This window comes from Streptomyces sp. NPDC006643 (genome assembly GCF_042870175.1).
Taxonomy (GTDB): domain Bacteria; phylum Actinomycetota; class Actinomycetes; order Streptomycetales; family Streptomycetaceae; genus Streptomyces.
Genome location: NZ_JBIAHA010000040.1, coordinates 23,084 through 45,161 on the forward strand (window position 1 = coordinate 23,084; position 22,078 = coordinate 45,161).

Annotated in this window: 21 protein-coding genes; 17 read left to right on the top strand and 4 right to left on the bottom strand. The window is 70.7% G+C overall.

The window, feature by feature from the left end:
• Nucleotides 1-24 precede the first annotated feature (24 nt).
• The gene (gene prcA, locus ACFYNU_RS36975) at nt 25-798 is read left to right on the top strand and encodes a proteasome subunit alpha (protein WP_356596144.1); all 774 of its coding nucleotides are present in this window, start codon (nt 25-27) and stop codon (nt 796-798) included.
• A 55-nt stretch (nt 799-853) separates the two neighbouring features.
• Here the strand turns inward: prcA and ACFYNU_RS36980 are convergent, their stop codons facing one another.
• A complete protein-coding gene (locus ACFYNU_RS36980) occupies nt 854-1,909 on the bottom strand; it encodes a LacI family DNA-binding transcriptional regulator (protein ID WP_356596142.1) in 1,056 nt (351 codons plus the stop codon).
• 160 nt (nt 1,910-2,069) lie between these two features.
• Between ACFYNU_RS36980 and ACFYNU_RS36985 the strand changes: the two genes are divergently transcribed.
• The 12 genes from ACFYNU_RS36985 (at nt 2,070) to ACFYNU_RS37040 (ending at nt 14,168) form a co-directional block, all read left to right on the top strand.
• A complete protein-coding gene (locus ACFYNU_RS36985; protein ID WP_356596140.1) occupies nt 2,070-3,341 on the top strand; it encodes an MFS transporter in 1,272 nt (423 codons plus the stop codon).
• A 9-nt stretch (nt 3,342-3,350) separates the two neighbouring features.
• Nucleotides 3,351-4,712 carry a Pup--protein ligase gene (pafA, locus tag ACFYNU_RS36990; RefSeq protein ID WP_078078166.1) on the top strand — a complete coding sequence of 454 codons (1,362 nt, stop codon included), beginning with the start codon at nt 3,351-3,353 and terminating at the stop codon, nt 4,710-4,712.
• A 128-nt stretch (nt 4,713-4,840) separates the two neighbouring features.
• Nucleotides 4,841-5,776: an FKBP-type peptidyl-prolyl cis-trans isomerase gene (locus ACFYNU_RS36995; RefSeq protein WP_356596138.1), complete on the top strand. Its 936-nt coding sequence runs from the start codon at nt 4,841-4,843 to the stop codon at nt 5,774-5,776.
• Nucleotides 5,777-5,819: 43 nt separating this feature from the next.
• Entirely contained in the window at nt 5,820-6,194 is a 375-nt protein-coding gene (locus ACFYNU_RS37000) for an FKBP-type peptidyl-prolyl cis-trans isomerase (protein ID WP_356596136.1), read from the top strand.
• Nucleotides 6,195-6,334: 140 nt separating this feature from the next.
• Complete coding sequence (locus tag ACFYNU_RS37005; RefSeq protein ID WP_356596134.1) at nt 6,335-7,291, top strand: WYL domain-containing protein; 957 nt, start codon at nt 6,335-6,337, stop codon at nt 7,289-7,291.
• A gap of 18 nt (nt 7,292-7,309) precedes the next feature.
• Entirely contained in the window at nt 7,310-8,281 is a 972-nt protein-coding gene (locus tag ACFYNU_RS37010; protein WP_356596132.1) for a WYL domain-containing protein, read from the top strand.
• Nucleotides 8,282-8,304: 23 nt separating this feature from the next.
• Nucleotides 8,305-8,574, top strand: a complete 270-nt coding sequence (locus ACFYNU_RS37015; protein WP_356596183.1) for a hypothetical protein — start codon at nt 8,305-8,307, stop codon at nt 8,572-8,574.
• 17 nt (nt 8,575-8,591) lie between these two features.
• Entirely contained in the window at nt 8,592-8,789 is a 198-nt protein-coding gene (locus tag ACFYNU_RS37020) for a hypothetical protein (protein WP_356596130.1), read from the top strand.
• 204 nt (nt 8,790-8,993) lie between these two features.
• Nucleotides 8,994-9,287, top strand: coding sequence for a Sec-independent protein translocase subunit TatA (tatA, locus tag ACFYNU_RS37025; RefSeq protein WP_356596128.1), 294 nt, complete (start codon nt 8,994-8,996; stop codon nt 9,285-9,287).
• Nucleotides 9,288-9,399: 112 nt separating this feature from the next.
• Complete coding sequence (tatC, locus tag ACFYNU_RS37030; protein WP_356596126.1) at nt 9,400-10,293, top strand: twin-arginine translocase subunit TatC; 894 nt, start codon at nt 9,400-9,402, stop codon at nt 10,291-10,293.
• A gap of 68 nt (nt 10,294-10,361) precedes the next feature.
• Complete coding sequence (locus tag ACFYNU_RS37035) at nt 10,362-11,258, top strand: diacylglycerol kinase (protein WP_356596124.1); 897 nt, start codon at nt 10,362-10,364, stop codon at nt 11,256-11,258.
• 81 nt (nt 11,259-11,339) lie between these two features.
• Nucleotides 11,340-14,168, top strand: coding sequence for a DEAD/DEAH box helicase (locus ACFYNU_RS37040; RefSeq protein WP_356596181.1), 2,829 nt, complete (start codon nt 11,340-11,342; stop codon nt 14,166-14,168).
• 161 nt (nt 14,169-14,329) lie between these two features.
• Here the strand turns inward: ACFYNU_RS37040 and ACFYNU_RS37045 are convergent, their stop codons facing one another.
• From ACFYNU_RS37045 to ACFYNU_RS37055, 3 genes are all read right to left on the bottom strand, one after another.
• Entirely contained in the window at nt 14,330-15,310 is a 981-nt protein-coding gene (locus ACFYNU_RS37045) for an ADP-ribosylglycohydrolase family protein (protein WP_356596122.1), read from the bottom strand.
• A gap of 43 nt (nt 15,311-15,353) precedes the next feature.
• Nucleotides 15,354-16,007, bottom strand: a complete 654-nt coding sequence (locus tag ACFYNU_RS37050; protein ID WP_356596120.1) for a fasciclin domain-containing protein — start codon at nt 16,005-16,007, stop codon at nt 15,354-15,356.
• A 70-nt stretch (nt 16,008-16,077) separates the two neighbouring features.
• A complete protein-coding gene (locus ACFYNU_RS37055; RefSeq protein ID WP_388768561.1) occupies nt 16,078-17,730 on the bottom strand; it encodes a molybdopterin-dependent oxidoreductase in 1,653 nt (550 codons plus the stop codon).
• Between the two features lie 163 nt (nt 17,731-17,893).
• Between ACFYNU_RS37055 and ACFYNU_RS37060 the strand changes: the two genes are divergently transcribed.
• From ACFYNU_RS37060 to ACFYNU_RS37075, 4 genes are read left to right on the top strand one after another with little or no spacing between them, the layout of a single operon-like run.
• Nucleotides 17,894-19,168 (top strand): FAD-dependent oxidoreductase, encoded by a 1,275-nt coding sequence (locus ACFYNU_RS37060; protein ID WP_356596116.1) that lies wholly within the window; start codon nt 17,894-17,896, stop codon nt 19,166-19,168.
• A complete protein-coding gene (locus ACFYNU_RS37065; RefSeq protein ID WP_356596114.1) occupies nt 19,165-19,947 on the top strand; it encodes a DUF1365 domain-containing protein in 783 nt (260 codons plus the stop codon). Before ACFYNU_RS37060 ends, ACFYNU_RS37065 begins: the two co-directional genes overlap by 4 nt.
• Nucleotides 19,944-21,248, top strand: a complete 1,305-nt coding sequence (locus ACFYNU_RS37070; RefSeq protein WP_356596112.1) for a class I SAM-dependent methyltransferase — start codon at nt 19,944-19,946, stop codon at nt 21,246-21,248. Before ACFYNU_RS37065 ends, ACFYNU_RS37070 begins: the two co-directional genes overlap by 4 nt.
• On the top strand, nt 21,245-22,051 hold the full coding sequence (locus ACFYNU_RS37075; protein WP_356596110.1) for a DUF1295 domain-containing protein: 807 nt from the start codon (nt 21,245-21,247) through the stop codon (nt 22,049-22,051). The genes ACFYNU_RS37070 and ACFYNU_RS37075 overlap by 4 nt, the downstream gene beginning before the upstream one ends.
• Nucleotides 22,052-22,078 lie beyond the last annotated feature (27 nt).

Below are 22,078 nucleotides of genomic sequence, written 5' to 3' on the forward strand. Positions count from 1 at the left end.
CTGACAGGAAGGGACGGATAGCCGGTGTCGACGCCGTTCTATGTCTCACCCCAGCAGGCCATGGCCGACCGGGCGGAGTACGCCCGCAAGGGCATCGCCCGCGGTCGCAGCCTGGTTGTGTTGCAGTACGCCGACGGCATTGTCTTCGTCGGTGAGAATCCGTCCCGCGCCTTGCACAAGTTCAGCGAGATCTACGACCGGATCGGTTTCGCCGCCGCCGGTAAGTACAACGAGTACGAGAATCTGCGCATCGGCGGCGTGCGGTACGCGGATCTGCGCGGATACACCTACGACCGCGACGATGTGACGGCCCGTGGGCTCGCCAACGTCTACGCGCAGACGCTGGGCACGATCTTCTCCAGCGCCGGCGAGAAGCCGTACGAGGTGGAGCTGGTCGTCGCCGAGGTGGGCCCGACGGCCGACGGGGATCAGATCTACCGGCTGCCGCACGACGGGTCGATCGTGGACGAGCACGGTTCGGTCGCCGTGGGTGGCAACTCCGAGCAGATCAGCACCTTCCTCGATCAGCAGCACCGTGACGGGATGTCGCTCGCCGAGGCGTTGAAGCTGGCCGTGCAGGCGCTGTCCCGGGACACCAACGGGAGCGAGCGGGAGATTCCCGCCGAGCGGCTGGAGGTGGCGGTGCTGGACCGCACCCGGCCGCAGCAGCGGAAGTTCAAGCGGGTCGTCGGCCGTCAGCTGGCGCGTCTGCTGGAGGCGGACGGTGCGGCGTCCACGCCGACGGACGCGCCTTCCGACACCGAGGAGTCCGAGGAATCGGGCGACGCCGAGAAGTGACCGGCGGGATACTCCAGGTGCCCCGGACCGCGCAAGGGTTCGGGGCACCGGTGCGTCAGGGGCCCGGCGGGGGAGCGGTCGAGCCGCGGACCACCAACGAGACGGGCAGCACGGTGTTGTCGGGCTCGCGTCCTTCGAGGATGGCGAGCAGCGCCGACATCCCGTGCTCGCCGACCTGTTCGGCGGGCAGGCGCACCGTGGTCAGCTCCGGCTCCACCGCCGTCGCGAGAGCCAGGTCGTCGAAGCCCGTGACGGAGACGTCGTCAGGCACCCGCAGCCCGAGTTTCCGTACGGCCTTGACGGCGCCCGCCGCCAGGACGTCGCTGTCGCAGATCAGGGCCGTGGGGCGGGGCCCCGGGCCGCTGAGCGCCCGCTCGGCCGCCTCCCGGGCCGCGTGCACCTCCAGGGCCGACGGCACGGTGCGTACGACCGCACCGGGCACCCCACGCACGGCCTCGGCGAGGGTGTCGGCCCGGACGGTGAACGTCCATGAGGCGACGGCGGAGGCGAGGTGCGTGATACGGCGGTGGCCGAGGCCGAGCAGATGGTCCGTCACCTGCCGCATGGCGTCGGCGATGTCGAGGTTCACATGTGCGGCGGCGCCGGATCCCGCGGGGTCGCTGTCGAGCATGACCAGGGGCAGATCGGTGCCGCGGATCGCGGCGAGCGCCTCGGCGGCGATGGACGAGGCGATGACTCCGTCCAGTGCCGCCCGCGCGGAGGCGAACGGGTCCTTGGCGGGCCCGATGCCCTCCGGCGAGGGGTAGAGGACCACACCGAAGCTGTGCTCGGCGGCGACCGACGCGGCGCCGGTGTAGACGCGGGCGAAGAACTCGTGGGTGAGCGCGGGGACGACCAGCAGGGCGGTCCTGGTGCGGCCGAGGCGGAGGTTGCGGGCGGCGAGGTTGGGCCGGTAGCCGAGCTCGCGGGCGGTGTTCCGGACGAGTCCGGCCGTACGTTCCGAGACACGGCCCCGCCACTTGTCGCCGAGGACGAGCGAGACGGTGGCCTGCGAGACCCCGGCGGCGTGCGCGACGTCCCTGCTGGTCGGCCTGGACGGCCGCGCGGCCGTGCCGGGACCGGGCCGGTCCGTACGGGGCGGCTCTGCCATGGGTGTCGTCCTTCGTGGTGACTGTCGCGGGCGCGGGGCGCCGGACCGTGTGGCCGTCAAGTCGGTGGACCCGCGGGCTGCGGACATGGTACGTATGACGCCGGACGTTATACGTAAAACTTCGTTGGGCCGGGTGAACCGGGCGAGAGAAGGGGGACCCATGGCCGCCGGCTATGTGGAGATTCTCAGAGCACCGCACGCGGCACGGCTGCTCACCGGCACGCTCGTCGGGCGGCTGCCCAGCGCCACCGGCCATATCGCCATCGTCCTGTTCACCCGCGACGCGGGCGGCAGCTACACCCTCGCGGGCGCCCTGACGGCCGTCTACGGACTCGCCACCGCGATAGGCCAGCCGCTCCTCGGCCGGGCCGTGGACCTGGTCGGCCAGCCGCGCGTCCAGCTCCCCGCCGCGATCGTCTCCGCCCTCGGCACGCTCCTCCTCGCCGTCATGGGAATCGACCCGCTGCCCCTCGCCTTCGCGGCGGTCGTCGTCGCGGGCCTCTTCACCCCGCCGCTCGAAGGCGGTCTGCGGGCCCTGTGGCCGAGCGTCCTGGGCCGCGAGGACCGGGTGCACCGGGCGTACGCCATGGACGCCGTGGCGCAGGAGGTGATGTTCACGGCGGGCCCGCTGCTCGTCACCCTCCTCGTCTCCCTCTGGTCCCCGGCCGCCGCGCTCCTGGTCATCAACGCCATAGGCGTCCTCGGCGCGCTCACCGTGGTGCTGTCCAAGCCCTCGCGCGCGTGGCGCTCGGCGCCCCGGGAGGCGCACTGGCTCGGCGCCCTGCGCTCGCCGGGACTCCTCGCGCTGCTCGCCGCCTTCCTCTTCATCGGTCTGGCGCTCGGCTCGATCACCGTCGCCGGTGTCGCGTACGCCGACGACCAGGGCCGCGAGTCGGTGTACGGCTGGCTGATGGCCGCCCTCGGTCTCGGCGCGCTGGTGGGCGGTCTCGCGTACGGAGCGCGGCAGTGGACCGGCACTCCCGAGCGCAGGCTGCTGTGGATCACCGCGCTGCTCGCGGCCGGCTATCTGCCGCTGGCGCTCACCCCGGGCGTGGTGGCGATGACCGGGCTCGCCGCGCTCGCCGGGGTCTTCCTGGCGCCCGCGCTGGCCTGCGCGTTCATCGTGGTCGACCGGCACGCGCCGCGCGGCACGGTCACGGAGGCGTTCTCCTGGCTCGTGACGACCTTCGGCGTCGGCACCGCGTTCGGTACGGGGGTGGCCGGCCCGGCCGTCGAACTGGCCGGGACGTCGGCGGGCTTCGCCGTCGCGGGGGCGGGCGGTGTCGCCGCGCTGCTGGTTCTGCTGGCCACCCGGAAGGTCCTCGCGGCTCCCGTCGCCGGTACCGGGAGCGACCTCGCCGGGGCGGTCGGTTACGAAAATGATCGCAACGGTGCGGCCCAACACGGTTTCAGCTCAGGCCATCAGGCGTAATGTTCAGACATGGACCGCCGCATTTTCGGGCTGGAGAACGAGTACGGCGTCACGTGCACCTTCAGGGGACAGCGCCGGCTGTCACCTGACGAAGTGGCGCGCTACCTCTTCCGCCGTGTTGTGTCATGGGGCCGCAGCAGCAACGTCTTCCTGCGGAACGGCGCCCGCCTCTACCTCGACGTGGGATCGCATCCGGAGTACGCGACACCCGAATGCGACAACGTGACCGAGCTGGTCACGCACGACAAGGCGGGCGAGCGCATTCTCGAAGGCCTGCTCGTCGACGCCGAACGCCGCCTGCACGAGGAGGGAATCGCGGGCGACGTCTATCTGTTCAAGAACAACACCGATTCGGCGGGGAACTCCTACGGCTGCCACGAGAATTATCTCGTCGCCCGCCACGGGGAATTCTCCCGGCTCGCGGACATCCTCATCCCGTTCCTCGTGACCCGGCAGCTGCTGTGCGGCGCCGGAAAGGTGCTACAGACCCCGCGTGGCGCGGTCTACTGCGTCAGTCAGCGTGCCGAGCACATCTGGGAGGGTGTCAGCTCCGCCACCACCCGTTCGCGTCCGATCATCAACACCCGCGACGAACCGCACGCCGACGCGGAGCGGTACCGGCGGCTGCATGTCATCGTCGGCGACTCGAACATGTCCGAGACGACGATGCTCCTCAAGGTCGGTGCCACGGATCTCGTGCTGCGCATGATCGAGGCGGGCACGGTCATGCGTGACCTCACCCTGGAGAACCCGATCCGGGCCATCCGCGAGGTCAGCCACGACATCACCGGTCAGCGCAAGGTGCGCCTGGCCAGTGGTCGCGAGGCGTCCGCCATCGAGGTCCAGCGGGAGTACTACGAGAAGGCCGTGGACTTCGTGGACCGCCGGGGCATCCGCACCGGCACCGTGGAGCAGGTCCTGGAGCTCTGGGGCCGTACGCTCGACGCGATCGAGGCGGAGGACCTGGACCGGATCGGCACCGAGATCGACTGGGTCATGAAGTACAAGCTCATCGAGCGGTACCGGGCCAAGCACAACATGACCATGTCCCACCCCCGGGTCGCCCAGATAGACCTCGCCTACCACGACATCCACCGCCGACGCGGGCTCTACTACCTGCTGGAGAAGCGCGGCCAGGCGGCCCGGATCTGCAACGACATGAAGATCTTCGAGGGCAAGTCGGTGCCCCCGCAGACCACCAGGGCCCGGCTGCGCGGCGATTTCATCCGCCGGGCGCAGGAGCAGCGACGGGACTTCACCGTCGACTGGGTCCATCTCAAGCTCAACGACCAGGCGCAGCGCACCGTGCTGTGCAAGGACCCGTTCCGCTCGGTCGACGACCGGGTCGAAAAACTGATCGCCGGTATGTAGGCGTCAACGGGCGGCATCTCCGCCGCCCCGGAACACGCCTCGGGCCCCGTACGTTCCTCGTGCGGGGCCCTTGCCACGCCCTAGAGTGTCGAGGACCCAAAATCTTCCGTCTGAGATCTGAGGAATTCGTGCGCCGACTTGCCGGCCTCGTCGTCATCCCCCTACTGCTGCTGTCCGTGGCGGCGTGCGGTGACGACGGAGGCTCCGACTCCACCTCGTCCAAGAACGGGTTTCCCGAGATCACAGCGGGTGCCAAGTTCGGTGAGAAGCCGACCCTCGGGAAAGGTGAGGGGACTCCGCCGAAGGAGTTGCAGACCGACGTCGTCAGCGAGGGCGACGGAGCGAAGCTCAAGAAGGGCGACGCGATCCAGGTCAACTACCTGGGCCAGTCGTGGGACTCGACCAAGCCCTTCGACAACAGCTTCGACCGCAAGGCGCCCTTCGATCTGACGCTCGGCGCCGGCATGGTCATCCAGGGCTGGGACAAGGGCCTGGAGGGCCAGAAGGTCGGCAGCCGTGTCGAGCTGGTCATTCCGCCGGACCTCGGTTACGGCGCGCAGGGCCAGGGCGACATCAAGCCCAACTCCACGCTGGTCTTCGTCGTGGACATCCTGAAGGCGACCGCCGTCCCGACCACCGCCAAGGGCACCGAGGTCGCGCAGGACAACGTGGACCTGCCGAAGGTCGGGGTCAACGCCGACGGCAAGGCCCCCAAGGTCACCATCCCGAAGACGGACCCGCCGAAGAAGCTCGTCTCCAACTATGTGCTGGAGAGCAAGGGCGAGGTCGTCAAGGCCACCGACACGGTCGTGCTGAACTACGAGGCGCTGCTGTGGAAGGACGCCAAGACCTTCGACAGCACGTACAAGAACGGCAAGACCGTGACGTTCCCGCTGCCGCAGCTGACCCTCAAGGGTCTGAAGGACGGCGTCGTGGGCAAGAAGGTCGGCAGCCGGGTGCTGGTCGTGATCCCGCCGGCCGAGGCGTTCGGCGACAAGGAGCAGCAGGGCATCCCCAAGAACTCCACTCTGGTGTTCGCCGTGGACATCCTGGCGAAGGTGTAAGACTGTCCCGGTTGCCCCGTTCATCATTTAGAGGAGCAGTTCAGTGAGCATCGAGAAGCCCGAGATCGACTTCCCGGGTGGCGAGCCGCCGGCCGACCTGGAGATCAAGGACATCTGGGAGGGCGAAGGCGCCGTCGCCAAGGCGGGCGACACCGTCTCCGTCCACTACGTCGGCGTGGCCTTCTCCACCGGTGAGGAATTCGACGCCTCCTGGAACCGCGGTGCGCCGTTGTCGTTCCAGCTCGGTGCCGGAAAGGTCATCTCCGGCTGGGACCAGGGCGTCCAGGGCATGAAGGTCGGCGGCCGTCGTCAGCTGACGATCCCCTCGCACCTCGCCTACGGCGAGCGTGGCGCGGGCGGCGGCGCCATCGCCCCCGGCGAGACGCTGATCTTCGTCTGCGACCTGGTCTCCGTCTGATCGACGATCTTGTCCGATCGGTTACGGACACACCGAGGGCCCATGCTGTCCGGCATGGGCCCTCGGCTTTTACCTCGGTACTCCCGGGCGGTACGGTCGACGCTCGGGTGCGGCACTATCAAATGAGGTGTGGGGCGTCGATGGCCATTGCCAAGGCCGAGCGGTTGATGAATCTCGCGCTGTGCCTGCTCGGCACCCGGCGCCCGCTCAGCAAGCGCGAGTTGCGCGAGTCCATCGAGGCGTATCTGGAAGCCGGCACCGACGACTCCTTCAACCGGATGTTCGAGCGCGACAAGGACGATCTGCGCGAACTCGGCCTGGTCATCGAGACGGTGGAGAATCTGGACGGCGAGACCGGCTATCTGGCCCGCCGGGACAGCAACCGGCTCCCCGCCATCACCCTGGACGCCGAGGAGGCCGCCGCGCTCGGGCTCGCCGCGAAGGTGTGGCAGCAGGCGCGGCTGGCGGGCGCCGCCAGCGGGGCGCTCCAGAAGCTGCGGGCGGCGGGCATGCCCGAGGCGGAGGACTCGTACGAGGCGCACCACAGCGCCCTGGAGCCGCGCATCCCCGTCCACGAGGCCGCGTTCGAACCGCTGATGCTCGCCTGCCGTGACCGCAGACCCGTCGTCTTCGACTACCGCAAGGCGAATGCGGCCAAGCCGGAGCAGCGTCAGGTGGAGCCGTGGACGCTGGAGTGCTGGCGCGGCCACTGGTATCTGGCCGGCTGGGACCGGGAGCGCCGGGCCGAGCGGGTGTTCCGGCTCTCGCGGATCAGCGGCCGGGTCCGGTCCAGGACGGGGGAGTTCACCGCGCCCGTACCCGACGTGGTGACCGTACGCGAGACGGTGGAGAGCTGGGCAGGTGAGACGGCGACGCGTTCGGCCCTGATCCGGCTGCGTTCGGAGAGCGGCTATCCGCTGCGCGCCCGGGCGGTGTCGTCCCGGGAACTGGGCGACGGCTGGGACGAGTTGGAGATCCCGTACGGTCATGGCCTGGACGCCTGGCTGGTGGAGTTCGGCCCCGACGTCGTCGTGCTGGAGCCCGCGGATCTGCGGGCCGATGTCGTGGACCGGCTGCGCGCCGTGGCCAAGGCCTGAGGGGAACGCGGACACACCATGGCAGTCAACGCCATCGACCAGACACGCCGGATGCTCTCGCTGGTGACATATCTGCGTGAGCGACCGGGCGCACACGTGAGTGATGTCGCCCGTGCCTTCGGTATCACCGAGGACGAGCTGATCTCCGACCTCGACGTCCTGCCCATGTGCGGGACCAGTTTCCGCGGCGGGGACCTTCTCGACATCGACACCGACGGTGACCGCATCTGGTGGCACAACCCGGACGACGTCGCCGAGCCACTGCGGCTGGCCGCGGACGAGGCCACCGCGCTGCTGGTGGCCGCGCGCGCCGTCGCGACGCTGCCGGGGCTGCGGGAGAGCGACCGGCAGGCGCTGCTGCGCGCCACCGCGAAGCTGGAGGCCGCCGCCGGGGAGGTGGCGGGTGCCAGCTCGCGGCTCTCGGTGACCTTCGAGTCGGAGGGGGGCGTGTTCGCCGATGTGGACCGGGCGATCTCGGAGCGGCGGCGGCTCTGGCTGCGCTACTACTCCCCGGCGCGGGACGAGCTGACCGAGCGCGAAGTCGATCCGATCAGGCTGTTCGCGGTGGGCCACACGTACATGGAGGCCTGGTGCCGGCTGTCGGAGGCGCGGCGCACGTTCCGGCTCGACCGGGTCGCGGAGATCAAGCTCCTCGACGCGCCCGCCGCGCCGCCGGAGCTGGAGCTGCGTGATCTGTCGGCGGGGCTGGTGCAGCCGTCGGCGGACGATCCGGAGGTGGTGGTGGAGGTCGGTCCCGGCGGGCGCTGGGTCGCCGAGTACTACCCGCACGACAGCGCGGAGGAGCTGCCCGACGGCGGGCTGCGGATCACGCTCCGTACACCGGCGCCCGCCTCGCTGCGGCGGCTCGCGCTGCGGCTGGGCAGGGACGGGCGTATCACCGCCCCGCAGGAGCTGGCGGAGAGCGCGCGGCGGGCGGCTCGTGAGGCGCTGGCGGCGTACGACTCCGACGACGCGCACCGGCAGAACTAGGGGATTTGGGGGGTATGTCCGTGATGAGTGGTTTCTCGCCGACGTCGACGACAACGTCGCCGCCGCCCGTGGTGCCTGTCCTCTTCCAGGCCGCCTGTCCCGAGTGCCGGGCCCGCTTCGAGCTGTCGGCCGGCGCGCTACGGCTCGCGATCGGCGCCAGCCGCCGTACGACGTTCTACTCGTTCACCTGCCCCGAGTGCGAGACGGTCGTGCGCAAACCCGCGGGCGAACGCATCGTCGAACTGCTCACAGGCGGCGGTGTCCGGACGTTGCGCCTGCATTCGACCTCCTAGCAGAGAAGGCCCCTCGCATGTTCTGGCCCATGCTCGCCATCGCCCTCGGGTTCTGCGGGATCGCCGTTCTCGGTGTCCTCGCGGTCCGGGTGTTCGTCGAGGCCCAGCGTCTCGGCCATCAGGTCGCCTCCACGACACGGCGGATCAACCGGGCGGCGGAGGAGCTGGAGCTGGCCGCCACCCATCTCGCGAAGACCGGCGATGCCATCCGATAAATGAATGCACCCTCCCTCCATCACCAGTTCGGGCGGTAGGGTGACGAAGCGGTCTCGGACTGGAGGCGGGGGCCGTCGTAGGGAGTACGCACAGGCATTGCCCTGCGTTTACCCCTGCGGGTTACGATCGCTGCCAGCGCGATGGTCGGACATCGGTCCGACTGTCGTCCCAGACTCTGTCGCCTCGGTGAAGAAGGTAATGCTATGGGTAGGCTCGGCCCCACCGAGATCATCCTTATTCTCGTCGTCATCATCCTGCTCTTCGGCGCCAAGAAGCTTCCCGACATGGCCCGTTCGCTCGGCAAGTCGGCGCGCATCCTCAAGAGCGAGGCCAAGGCGATGAAGTCCGACGAGAACAAGACCGGCACGGCTCCGACGGACCCGCCGACCGCCTCCGCCGACGCGGACCAGCCCGCCCCCCGGACCATCCAGGCGGCGCCCGGCGACGTCACCAGCTCGCGCCCCGTCGCCGAGCCGACCGACTCGACCAAGCGCTGATCCGACCCCCTGGGCCGAGCACGCACCGGGCACGGTGACGGCCTGCCGCACGAGATGAGGACGTGGGTTGCCCAAGTCTGCCCGCACAGAGGAAAAGGATCCCGAGGGGCGTATGCCGCTCGTGGAGCACCTTCGTGAGCTGCGCAACCGGCTGTCGAAAGGGCTGCTCGCGATCGTCGTGGTGACGATCGTCGCGGTGTTCTACAGCGAGCAGATCATGTCTTTCCTCTCCGAGTCGGTGCCCAAGTGTGAGAACGGGCTCCAGGAGAGCGACGGCGGAAACTGCGCGGTCGTCTCGTTCAACACCCTCACCTCGCCGTTCACCACGACGATCCGGGTCAGCCTCACGGCCGGCATCATCGTGGCCAGCCCGGTCTGGCTCTACCAGCTGTGGGCGTTCATCGCGCCCGGCCTGCACAAGAACGAGAAGAAGTACACGTACGCCTTCGTGGCGAGCGCCGTACCGCTCTTCACGGCCGGTGCCTACCTCGCCTACATCATCCTGCCGATCAGCGTGAAGGTGCTCATCAGCCTCACGCCGGAAGGCTCGTCCAACATCCTCTCGCTCGACGAGGTCCTCGACTTCACCACCCGCATGGTGCTGGTCTTCGGTCTCGCCTTCGAGCTGCCCCTGGTCCTGGTCATGCTCAACATGACCGGCATCGTGACCGGCCGCAGAATGGTCGGCTGGTGGCGCGGTGTCGTCATGGGCGTCTTCGTCTTCGGCGCGGTGATCACCCCCACGACCGACCCCGTGGGCATGCTCGCCCTCGCGGGCCCCATCGTGATCCTGTACTTCGGCGCGGTCGGCTTCTCGCTCGTCAACGACCGGCGCAGGCGGCGCAAGAACCCCGACGCCGAGCTGGACGACGACGAGGCGTCCGATCTGGAGCACACGCCGGAGAGCGTCGGCAGTGTCGAACCGGTGTCGTCGGTGGCCGCGCTGCCCGAGCAGGCGGACAGCAACCGTACGGCCCGGGTGAACGGCTACGACGACGTCACCTGACCTGGCGCGATCCGACCTGACCTGACCTGACCTGACCTGATCCGATCCGACCTGATCCGACCTGACCTGTGACCAGCGAGATCAGCCTCTTCGTCAATCCCACCGCCGGGCGCGGCAGGGGCGCGCGTGCCGCGCAGCCGGCCGCCCGCGCCCTCAGGGAGGCCGGATACTCCGTCCGTACGGTGCTCGGATCCGACGCCGACGACGCGCTGCGGCGCGCACGCGAGGCCGTCGCGGCGGGCACCGGCGCGCTGATAGCCGTCGGCGGCGACGGGCTGGTCTCCCTCGCGCTCCAGGCCGTGGCCGGTACGGACACCCCGCTGGGCGTCGTCGCCGTCGGCACCGGCAACGACTTCGGCCGGGCACTCGGACTGCCGGTCCGCGACCCCGCGGCGGCGGGCCGGATCGCCGCCGACGCGCTCAAGAACCACACGGTCCGGGAGCTGGACCTCGGCCGTGTCGGGGGCCGCTGGTTCGGCACCGTCCTCGCCTCCGGCTTCGACTCACGCGTCAACGACCGCGGCAACCGCATGCGTTGGCCCACCGGCCGGTTCAAGTACGACCTGGCCATGGTGGCCGAACTGGCCGCCTTCCGGCCCGTCCCCTACCGCGTCACCCTGGACGACGGCATCGAGCGGGAGATCGAGGCGACCCTGATCGCCGTCGGCAACGGACCCTCCTACGGAGGCGGCATGCGGATCTGCGCTGACGCCGCCATGGACGACGGACTGTTCGACGTGACGGTCGTCGGCGACTGCAGCCGGGCCACGCTGCTGAAGGTCTTTCCCCGGGTCTACCGGGGCACGCATCTGAGCCACCCCGTGGTCACCGTCCACCGCACCGCGAAGATCACCCTGGCCGCCCCCGGTCTGACCGGCTACGCCGACGGCGAGCCGCTCGGCCCGCTGCCCCTCACGGCCCAGTGCGTCGCCGGGGCCGTACGGGTACTGGCCCCGGGCCGCTGACGGGTCTCGGCGGACCCCTCGTACGCACCCCTCATAAAGATCCGCTGACTGTCAGAGGTGGCGGGTAGGCTCGTGAGCAAGATGACAGAGGACCTCACACCGGCCGAGCGTTACGCCGCAGCTCGGATCCGCGCAGCCGAGCAGGCCACCGCACTCGCGCCGTTCCGCGAGATGTACGACTTCGGCCTCGATCCCTTCCAGATCGAGGCGTGCCAGGCGTTGGAGTCGGGCAAGGGCGTCCTGGTGGCGGCGCCCACCGGCTCCGGCAAGACGATCGTCGGTGAGTTCGCCGTGCACCTGGCGCTCGCCGAAGGCCGTAAATGCTTCTACACCACACCCATCAAGGCGCTGTCCAACCAGAAGTACGCGGACCTGGCGAAGCGCTACGGGGCCGACAAGGTCGGACTGCTCACCGGCGACAACAGCGTCAATTCCGATGCGCCGGTCGTCGTCATGACCACCGAGGTCCTGCGCAACATGCTCTACGCGGGTTCCCAGTCGCTGGCCGGGCTCGGCTATGTGGTGATGGACGAGGTGCACTACCTCTCCGACCGCTTCCGCGGCGCCGTCTGGGAAGAGGTGATCATCCATCTCCCCGAGTCCGTGACCCTGGTGTCCCTGTCGGCGACGGTCTCCAACGCCGAGGAGTTCGGCGACTGGCTGGACACCGTCCGCGGCAGCACCGAGGTGATCGTCTCCGAGCACCGCCCCGTGCCGCTGTGGCAGCACGTGTTCGCGGGCCGCCGGATGTACGACCTCTTCGAGGAGAGCACCGACCACGGAGGCCGGGGCGGCGCCCGGCGCGAGGTCAACCCGGACCTGGTGCGCCTCGCCCGGATGGAGAACCAGAAGACGTACAACCCCAAGGACCGCCGCCGGGGCAAGATGGTCCGCGAGGCCGACCGGGAGCGCGAGCGCAGACAGCGCGGCCGGATCTGGACGCCAGGCAGGCCCGAGGTCATCGAGCGGCTCGACGCCGAGGATCTGCTGCCCGCCATCACCTTCATCTTCAGCCGGGCCGGCTGCGAGGCCGCCGTACAGCAGTGCATGTACGCCGGGCTGCGGCTCAACGACGACGCGCGGCGGGCCAGGGTCCGCGAGATCGTGGAGGCGCGCACCGCGTCCATCCCCACCGAGGACCTGCATGTCCTGGGGTACTACGAGTGGCTGGAGGGCCTGGAGCGCGGCATCGCCGCCCACCACGCCGGCATGCTGCCGACCTTCAAGGAAGTCGTCGAGGAGCTGTTCGTCCGGGGCCTGGTCAAGGCCGTGTTCGCCACGGAGACGCTGGCGCTCGGCATCAACATGCCCGCCCGGTCCGTCGTCCTGGAGAAGCTGGTCAAGTGGAACGGCGAGCAGCACGCCGACATCACGCCCGGTGAGTACACGCAGCTGACCGGCCGGGCGGGCCGGCGTGGCATCGACGTCGAGGGCCACGCGGTGGTCCTGTGGCAGCGCGGCATGGACCCGGGCGCGCTCGCCGGACTCGCGGGCACCCGTACGTATCCGCTGCGCTCCAGCTTCCGCCCGTCGTACAACATGGCGGTCAATCTGGTGCAGCAGTTCGGCCGGCACCGCTCGCGGGAGCTGCTGGAGACGTCGTTCGCGCAGTTCCAGGCGGACAAGTCGGTGGTCGGGATCTCCCGGCAGGTCCAGAAGAACGAAGAGGGGATGGAAGGCTACCGGGCGGGAATGACCTGCCACTTGGGGAATTTCGAGGAGTACGCGCGGCTGCGCCGCGACCTCAAGGACCGCGAGACGGAGCTGGCCAAGCAGGGCGCCGTGCAGCGGCGGGCCGCCGCCGCGTCCTCCCTGGAGAAGCTCAAGCCGGGTGATGTCATCCATGTCCCGACCGGCAAGTTCGCCGGACTCGCGCTGGTGCTCGACCCGGGACTGCCGGCCGGGCGGGCGGGCGGCCACCGGGGCGTGGAATACCACGACGGCCCGCGGCCCCTGGTCCTGACCGCCGAGCGGCAGGTCAAGCGGCTCGCGTCGATGGACTTCCCGGTGCCGGTCGAGGCGCTGGACCGGATGCGGATCCCCAAGAGCTTCAACCAGCGTTCGCCGCAGTCGCGCCGCGACCTGGCGTCCGCGCTGCGCACCAAGGCCGGCCACGTGGTGCCCGAGCGGCACCGCAAGGGGCGGGCGCCGGCCGCCGACGACCGCGAGATCGCCCGGCTGCGCGCGGAGTTGCGCGCGCATCCGTGCCACGGCTGCGACGAGCGAGAGGACCACGCGCGCTGGGCGGAGCGCTATCACCGCCTCCAGCGGGACACCCGGCAGCTTGAGCGGCGGATCGAGGGCCGTACGAACACCATCGCCCGCACCTTCGACCGGATCGTCGCCCTCCTCACGGAGATGGACTATCTGCGCGGCGACGAGGTCACGGGCAACGGCAAGCGGCTCGCGCGGCTCTACGGCGAACTGGACCTGCTCGCCAGCGAATGCCTGCGCGAAGGCGTGTGGGAAGGGCTCTCCCCTGCGGAACTGGCCGCGTGCGCCTCGGCGTTGGTCTTCGAGGCCCGCCAGTCGGACGACGCGGTGGCACCCCGGCTCCCGAGCGGCCCCTCGAAGACGGCGCTCGGCGAGATGGTCCGTATCTGGGGCCGGCTCGACGCCCTGGAGGAGGACTTCAAGATCAACCAGGCGGAGGGGGTCGGCCAGCGCGAACCCGACCTCGGTTTCGCCTGGGCCGTACACATGTGGGCGTCCGGCAAGGGTCTCGACGAGGTGCTGCGCGACGCCGAGATGCCGGCGGGCGACTTCGTCCGCTGGTGCAAGCAGGTGATCGACGTCCTGGGCCAGATCGCGGCGGCGGCCCCCCGCGAGAACAGCACCGTCGCCAAGAACGCGCGCAAGGCGGTCGACGGGGTGCTGCGCGGGGTGGTGGCGTACAGCTCGGTGGGGTGAGGGGCGGCGGGGTGAGGCGTGGTGGGCTGCGACGCTGCGCCCGCGCCAGCGGCTTCAGTGCGCGGGTCTCACGCCCGACGCGAATGGCCGCACGCGCGTGCGGCCACTCGCCGCGACCGCCGCCCCTTCGGTCGCGCTGACGCCATGACGCCGTGTGCTTCCTACTCGACGTCCGGCGACTCGACGTCCGACAACCGCTGGGCCAGCCGGGCCAGTTCCGGTGTACGCAGCACCCGGTCGCCGTAACCGGGCAGGGGGACATGGAGCGGCTCCGTCCAGCGGCTGGGGATCGAGGCGAAGCCGTACACGGCGCCCGCGAGCGCGCCGGTGACCGCGGCGACCGTGTCCGTGTCACCGCCCAGATCGACGGCCGCCGCCAGGGAGCTCTCGAACGAACGGGTCGTCCGCAGCGCCCAGAGCGCCGAGCCGAGGCACGGCCACACCGCGCCGTTGAACTCCGTCGCGTCGTCCGGGTGCCAGCCGGGTTCGAGGACCGTGGCCCAGCGCGGCCGGTGTTCCTCGCGTACGTGACCAAGGACGCCGGGCACGGCGGCCACCGGATCGACGCCGTCCAGTGCCACCCGGATCAGCTCGTGCAGTACGGCCGTGCCCTCCCAGGCCGCCGGGTCGCCGTGGGTGAGCGCCGCGATCCGTCGGGCGGCGGCCATGGTGGCGGCGCGGCCCGCGGCGGCGAAGTGCACGGCGGGGGTGGCCGCACGCATCAACGAGCCGTTCCCGGCGGCCCGTCCGGAGCGCTGGAAGTGGATGGAGGCCGCGAGGTCCCACGGATCGCCGCCCAGGAGAACCTGTTCCGTCTGGAGACCGATGTCCTTGGGATCGGCGTTGGCCCACCGTCGGAAGCGGTCGAAGATGTCGGACGGTTCGAGGCCGCCCCGCTCCAGCAGCGACTCGCCGATCAGCACCGCCATCTGTGTGTCGTCGGTGGCCTCGCCCGGATCCCAGCCACCGCCGCCGCACATCTCGCCCACGCCGTCGGGGAATCGGGCGGTGAAAACGCCGGCCGGGCCGAACTCGAAAGGTGCCCCGAGCGCGTCGCCGACTGCTGAGCCGACGACCGCTCCGAGCACCCGGTCCGTTCGAGCTGTTCCGCCCGTGAGGGGCGGCTGATCCACGGGGGACATCCGGCCAGGATAGGACGGCCGGACAACCCCCTCGGACGGCGGACTACTTCGGCATCAGCACCGTGTCGATGATGTGCACCGTGGCGTTGGCCGTGGGGACGTCGCCGCAGACGACGTTGGCCGTGTCGTTCACCTTGTACGCGTCGCCCGAGCCCGCCGTGGTCAGCGTGGTCTTCTGGAGGGTGTCGTACGTGCCGCTCGCCAGCTGCTTCTTGGCCAGCTTCTCGCCCACGACGTGGTAGGTGAGGATCTTGGTGAGCATGGCCTTGTCCGCGAGGACCGCGTCCAGGTCGGCCTTCGGGATCTTGGCGAAGGCGTCGTTCGTCGGGGCGAACACCGTGATGTTCTCGGCGGTGTTGAGGGTGTCGACCAGGCCGGCCTTCTTCACCGCGGTCACCAGGGTGGACAGCTCCGGGTTGTTGGACGCGGCCGTCGCGACCGGTGCCTGGCCCATGCCGTCGAAGCTGCCGGGGCCGGTCTTCGGGACCGAGGCGCAGGCCGGGCCGAACGGGGCGTCCGCCGTGTCGCCCGCCGAGTCGTCGGCCGTCTCCTCCGGGGCCGCCGTCTCCTCGGCCGCCGACGAGGACTCCGACTTGGTGTCCTTGCCGTCGTCACTGGAGCAGGAGGTGAGCGTCAGCGGAAGGGCGACGGCGGCGACGACGGTGACGGCGGCACGCTGGAAACGGGTGATCTTCATGTGAATCTCCTTGGAAGGTGGTGCGGTTGACAAATCGACAGGGTGTCGTGGGGAACGCGGTGGGGCGGGGTCAGTCGACGGCGACCACCACCGAGTGCCAGCCGGTCGCGCCGTCGGGTACGGTCCCCACGCGCTTGTCCGTCTGGGTGTTGCCGTCCCGGTCCGTCGCGCGGACTTCGAGGGTGTGGCTGCCGGATGTCGCCGGCCAGCGCCACAGCCACTGGCGCCAGGTGTCCTCGCTGTTCTCGGCGGCCAGTTCGGCCCGGTTCCACCGGCCGCCGTCCACGCGTACCTCGACGCGCTCGACACCGCGGTGCTGCGCCCATGCCACGCCGGCGACGGGCACCGTGCCCGCCTTCGGTGAGGCGAAGGGGCGCGGGGTGTCGATCCGTGACTGGGTCTTGATCGGTGCCTCGCGGGACCAGCTGCGCTTGACCCAGTACGCGTCGTAGTCGTCGAACGTGGTCAGTTCGAGGTCTTCGAGCCACTTGCAGGCCGATACGTATCCGTACAGGCCGGGGACGACCATGCGGACCGGGAAACCGTGGTCGAACGGCAGGGGTTGGCCGTTCATACCGACCGCGAGCATCGCGTCGCGGCCGTCCATGACCGTGTCGACAGGGGTGCCGATGGTCATGCCGTCCACGGAGCGGGACACCAACTGGTCGGCGGGACCGCCCTTCGACGGGGGCCGCACACCGGCCTCGGCCAGCAGCTCGGCGAGGGGGACGCCGATCCAGCGGGCGTTGCCGACGTACGGGCCGCCGACCTCGTTGGAGACACAGGTCAGCGTGATGTCCCGTTCGATCAGCTTCCGGCGGAGAAGATCCTGGAAGCTGACGGTGAGCGGCCGGGGGACTCCCTTGCCGTGGATCCGCAGGCGCCAGGTGCCCGCGTCCACCCGGGGGACGACCAGGGCGGTGTCCACCCGGTAGAAGTCCTTGTTGGACGTGGTGAACGAACTCAGGCCGCGGACCTTCAGATCCGCGCCCGCCGGTATCGGCGGGGCCGGTGAGGACGGGGCGGGCAGGGCGACGCTCTCGCGTGAGGCCGCGGCCTCGGCCGCACCTGACGCGTTGAGCCGCCGGCCGAGCAGTCCCGCTCCAGCCGAGGCCGCGGCTGCGGCCGTCGCGGCGATGACGAAGCCACGCCGGTCGAACGCGCCCGGGGCGGGCGCGGTCCGCGTTGTCGGCGTGACGGCCCCGTCCGTCCCCCGATCCCCGTCGGGGGACGGACGGAGGGCGAGCCGGCCGGCCAGCAGATACAGCACCGCGCAGGCCACCAGCGCGCCCACGACCGAGGGCAGGGCGTCGGAGAGACGGCCGTCGGGCCGTCCCACCGCCGCCAGTGCCCCGATCGCGCCGAAGACCAGGACCGCCGCCGGACCGACCTTCCGGTACCGCAGCGAGGCCACTCCGACCGCCATGGCGAAGAGCGCCAGGAGGGCCAGGATGCCCAGTTGCAGGACCAGTTTGTCGTCGTTCCCGAAATTCCGGACGGCGAAGTCCTTCACCGGGGCCGGGGTGCGGTCGATGACCGCGCCGCCCACCACCGTGACAGGACCCGCCTCGGGCCGTACACCCGCCGAAACCAGCTCGGCGACGCACAGCGCCACCAGCCCGGCGATCAACCCGCCGAGCGCGGCCAGCGCGCCGCGCACCACTCGTACGCCACGCGGCGCACGGCCGGTTGCGCTCCTCGGGTCTTTCCGATCTTCGCTCACACCGGCCATTCGGCGCGAGATGCCAGGTGGATTGGTCTGTCACCCGTACGAATTAAAAGTAGGACCGGAAGAAGAAAGATCGCCTCCGGCACCAATCCGTCGGCCGTCGTGGCTCGAATCCCCCATGAGGGGCCATGCCCGAAGCCGGACCGGAGGGAGCTGTATGAGCGGGGAAGGCGAGCGCCGGCGTACGGCGGTCGTGGGCGCCGGAGTGGCCGGGCTCACCGCCGCGTACGTACTGCGGCGCACGCACGAGGTGACGCTGTACGAGGCGGACACACGGCTCGGCGGCCACGCCCACACCCACGACCTCGCGTCGTCGGACGGCCGGGTGCACCACGTCGACTCCGGATTCATCGTCCACAACGAACGCACCTATCCGCTGCTGCTGCGGCTCTTCCGTGAACTGGGCGTCACCACCCAGGAGTCGGAGATGAGCATGTCCGTACGGTGCGACGGCTGCGGGCTCGAGTACGCCGGCGCCCGGGGGCTGCCGGGTCTCTTCCCGCGCCCCGGTCAGCTGCTGCGCGGACGGTATCTGCGGCTGCTCACCGAAGTACCCGCCTTCCACCGCCGGGCGCGACGGCTGCTGGCCGGTGGGAGAGACGAGGCGACCACACTCGGGCGCTTCGTCGCGGACGGCGGCTTCTCGCCGTACTTCGTCTCCCACTTCCTGACGCCGCTCGTCTCGGCCGTCTGGTCCTGCGACGCCGGGACAGCCCTGCGCTACCCGGCCCGCTACCTCTTCCGCTTCCTGGACCACCACGGCCTGCTGTCGGTGACCGGCTCACCGGTGTGGCGCACCGTCACCGGCGGCTCGCGCGCGTACGTCGACCGGATCGCGAAGGAACTGGACACCGTCCACACGGCGGCGCCCGTCCGGTCCGTACGGCGCGGCCCGCGCGGTGTGGAGATCACCACCGCCGACGGCACGGCCCGGCGCCACGACTCGGTGGTCGTCGCCGTCCACCCCGACCAGGCCCTGCGACTGCTCGCCGACCCCACCGGCGACGAACGCCAGGTGCTCGGCGCCTTCCGCTACTCACGCAACGCCACCCTGCTGCACACCGACACGAGCGTCCTGCCGCGCGCCCGCCGCGCCCGCGCCTCCTGGAACCTCACCATGCCGTCCTGCACCGCCGACGCGGGCCGGGTGCGGGTCAGTTACGACATGAACCGGCTGCAACGCCTCGACGCCCCCGAGCACTTCGTGGTGTCGCTGAACGCCGCGGAACAGGTGCGGGAGGACCGGGTGCTCGCCCGGACGACCTACGAACACCCCGTCTACACACCGGAGTCGGTGGCCGCGCAGCGCCGGCTCCCCGCGCTGAGCGGACCCGTCACGGCGTACGCGGGGGCCTACCACGGCTGGGGATTCCACGAGGACGGCTGCCGCTCGGGTGTGGACGCCGCCGCAGCGCTGGGGGTGAGGTGGTGACCGCCGGCGCTCCCGCGAACGGCGCCGCCCCGGCGCCCGTTCCCGCGCTCTACCCCTGCACCGTCACGCACGTACGCACCTCGCCCAGCCGCTACGGCCTGCGGCTGCGCACCTATATGTGGCTGATCGACCCCGACCGCCCGCCCAGGCCGCCCCGGATACTGCGCCCGCTGGCCCGCTTCGACCCGCGCGACCACTTCGGCGGTACGGCGCCGACGATCCGCGCCGGACTGGAGAGCTACCTCGCGTCGCGCGGCGTCGAACTGGGCGACGGGCGGGTGGTGATGCTCGCCCACGCCCGGGTCCTCGGCCATGTCTTCAACCCGCTGACCCTCTACTGGTGCCACACGCCCGGCGGCACGCCACTGTGTGTCGTCGCCGAGGTGCACAACACCTACGGCGAGCGGCACTGCTATCTGCTGCGGCCCGGCGAGGAGGGAGCCGACGGCGAGGAGAACACCTTCTGGGTGGACAAGGCCCTGTACGTCTCGCCCTTCTTCCCCGTCGACGGCGGCTACCGGATGCGGCTGCCCGAACCGGCGGAGCGCCTGAAGCTGACGGTCCATCTGGAACGCGACGGGGGGCGGCCGTTCACCGCGACCGTACGGGGCGTACGGCGCGAGGCGACCGCGTGGGCCCTGCTGCGGACCGCGCTGCGTCACCCGCTGTCCACCGCCGTCGTCTCCGCCGGCATCCGCTACCACGGCATCCGCCTCTATCTGCGCGGTCTGCCCGTGCGTCCCCGTCCCCGACACCGCCCCCAGGAGGGTGTGAGATGAGTGTGTCCGAGTCCCTGACGTCCCCGGCGACGTCCGACGTGCCGGCCCCTGCCTCCCAGGCGCCGCCGGCGTCCGCCGTCGACGCGCGGCGCTGGCCGGACGTGGCCCGGCTGCCGAGGGCCTCCCGGCTCCGTACGGCCGTCGCCGAACGAGTGGTCCGCCACGCCCTGGCCCGGCTCGCGCTGCGGGTCAGGCTGGGGGACGGCGAGACGCTGGGCCTCGGCGGACCGCTGATGGTCGTGCACGAGCCCCACGCGTTCTTCCGCCGGATCGGGGCCACCGGTCTGATCGGCTTCGGCGAGTCGTACATGGCGGGGGAGTGGGAGGCCGACGACCTCGTCGCCGTCCTGACCGTCCTCGCCGAGAACGCCGCCGTCCTCGTGCCCGCACCGCTCCAACGCCTGCGCCGGGTCTGGGCGCCCAGGCGGCCCGAGGAGCGGCGCAACACCCCCGAGGGCTCGCGCGACAACATCAGCCACCACTACGACCTGTCCAACGAGTTGTTCGCGCTCTTCCTGGACGAGACCCTCTCGTACTCCGCCGCCCTCTTCCGCGGATTCCCCGCAGACGCGTCGCTGCTGCCGGCCGCGCAGCACCGCAAGATCGACCGGCTCCTGGACGAGGCGCACGTCGGCCCCGGCACACGGCTGCTCGAAATCGGCACCGGGTGGGGCGAGTTGGCGATCCGGGCTGCCGCACGCGGCGCGCGGGTCGTCACGGTGACGCTCTCCCAGGAGCAATTGGTCCTCGCCGAGAAGCGGATCGCGGCGGCCGGTCTCGCCGACCGGGTGACGGTCCAGCTGCGCGACTACCGCCAGGTACGGGGCAGCTTCGACGCCGTCGTCAGCGTCGAGATGATCGAGGCGGTGGGGGAGGAGTTCTGGCCGGAGTACTTCACCACGCTGGACAGGCTGCTCGCGCCCGGCGGCCGGATCGCGCTCCAGGCGATCACCATGCCGCACGACCGGCTGCTGGTGTCACGCACCACGCACACCTGGATCGGCAAGTACATCTTCCCCGGCGGGCTGACCCCCTCGGTGGAGGTGATCGAGCAACTGACCGCCTCCCACACGTCGTTGCGGGTGGTCGAGCGGGACGGATTCGGTCCGCACTACGCGCAGACACTGCGGCTGTGGCGTGAGAGGTTCGTCGAACAGGCGGCGCGCGTCGACGCGTTGGGGTTCGACGCGACGTTCCGGCGTATGTGGACCTTCTATCTCGCCTACTCCGAGGCCGGATTCAGGTCCGGCTATCTCGATGTGCAGCAGCTCGTACTGGCCAGGGAAGGCGGGGCACGGTGAACGGATATCCCTGGGGCGCGTTCGGTCAGGGCATCGGCTTCGCGGCGCTCGCCGCGCTCGCCGTCATGCTGGTGACCTTCGCCGTCGCCGTCACCAAGGGCCTCCACCGGATCGTCGACATCGCCTGGGGCATCGCCTTCGCGGCGGTCGCCGTGACCGGCTACGCGGTGTCGGCGGGGGAGGGGGACGACGCCCGCCGACTGCTGGTCACCGTGCTGACCGCCGTCTGGGGGCTGCGGCTGGCCGGCCATATCGCCCGGCGCGGTCGCGGGCACGGTGAGGACGCGCGGTACGAGGCGATGCTCGCCAAGGCGCCGGGAAACCGGAACCTGTACGCGCTGCGCATGGTGTATCTGCTGCAAGGGCTGCTGGTCGTGCTGGTCTCGCTGCCCGTACAGGCCGCCCAGTACCTTCCGGGCGACCTCGGCCCGGTCGCGTACGCGGGCTGCGCCCTGTGGCTCGTCGGTCTGGTCTTCGAGGCGGTCGGCGACGCCCAGCTCGCCCGGTTCAAGGCCGATCCGGCGAACCGGGGGCGGATCATGGACCGCGGTCTGTGGAGCTGGACCCGGCACCCGAACTACTTCGGTGACTTCTGTGTCTGGTGGGGGCTGTTCCTGATCGTCTGCGACGATCCCGTCGTCGCGGCGGCGACGCTGGTCGGCCCGCTCGTGATGAGCTTCCTGCTGATCGGCGGGAGCGGCAAGCGGCTGCTGGAGCGGCACATGGCGCGGCGGCCGGGCTTCGCCGAGTACGCCGCCCGTACGAGCGGTTTCCTGCCGCTGCCGCCGCGCAAGGCGGGCTGACACACCGAGGACCCGGCGGCGCGACAG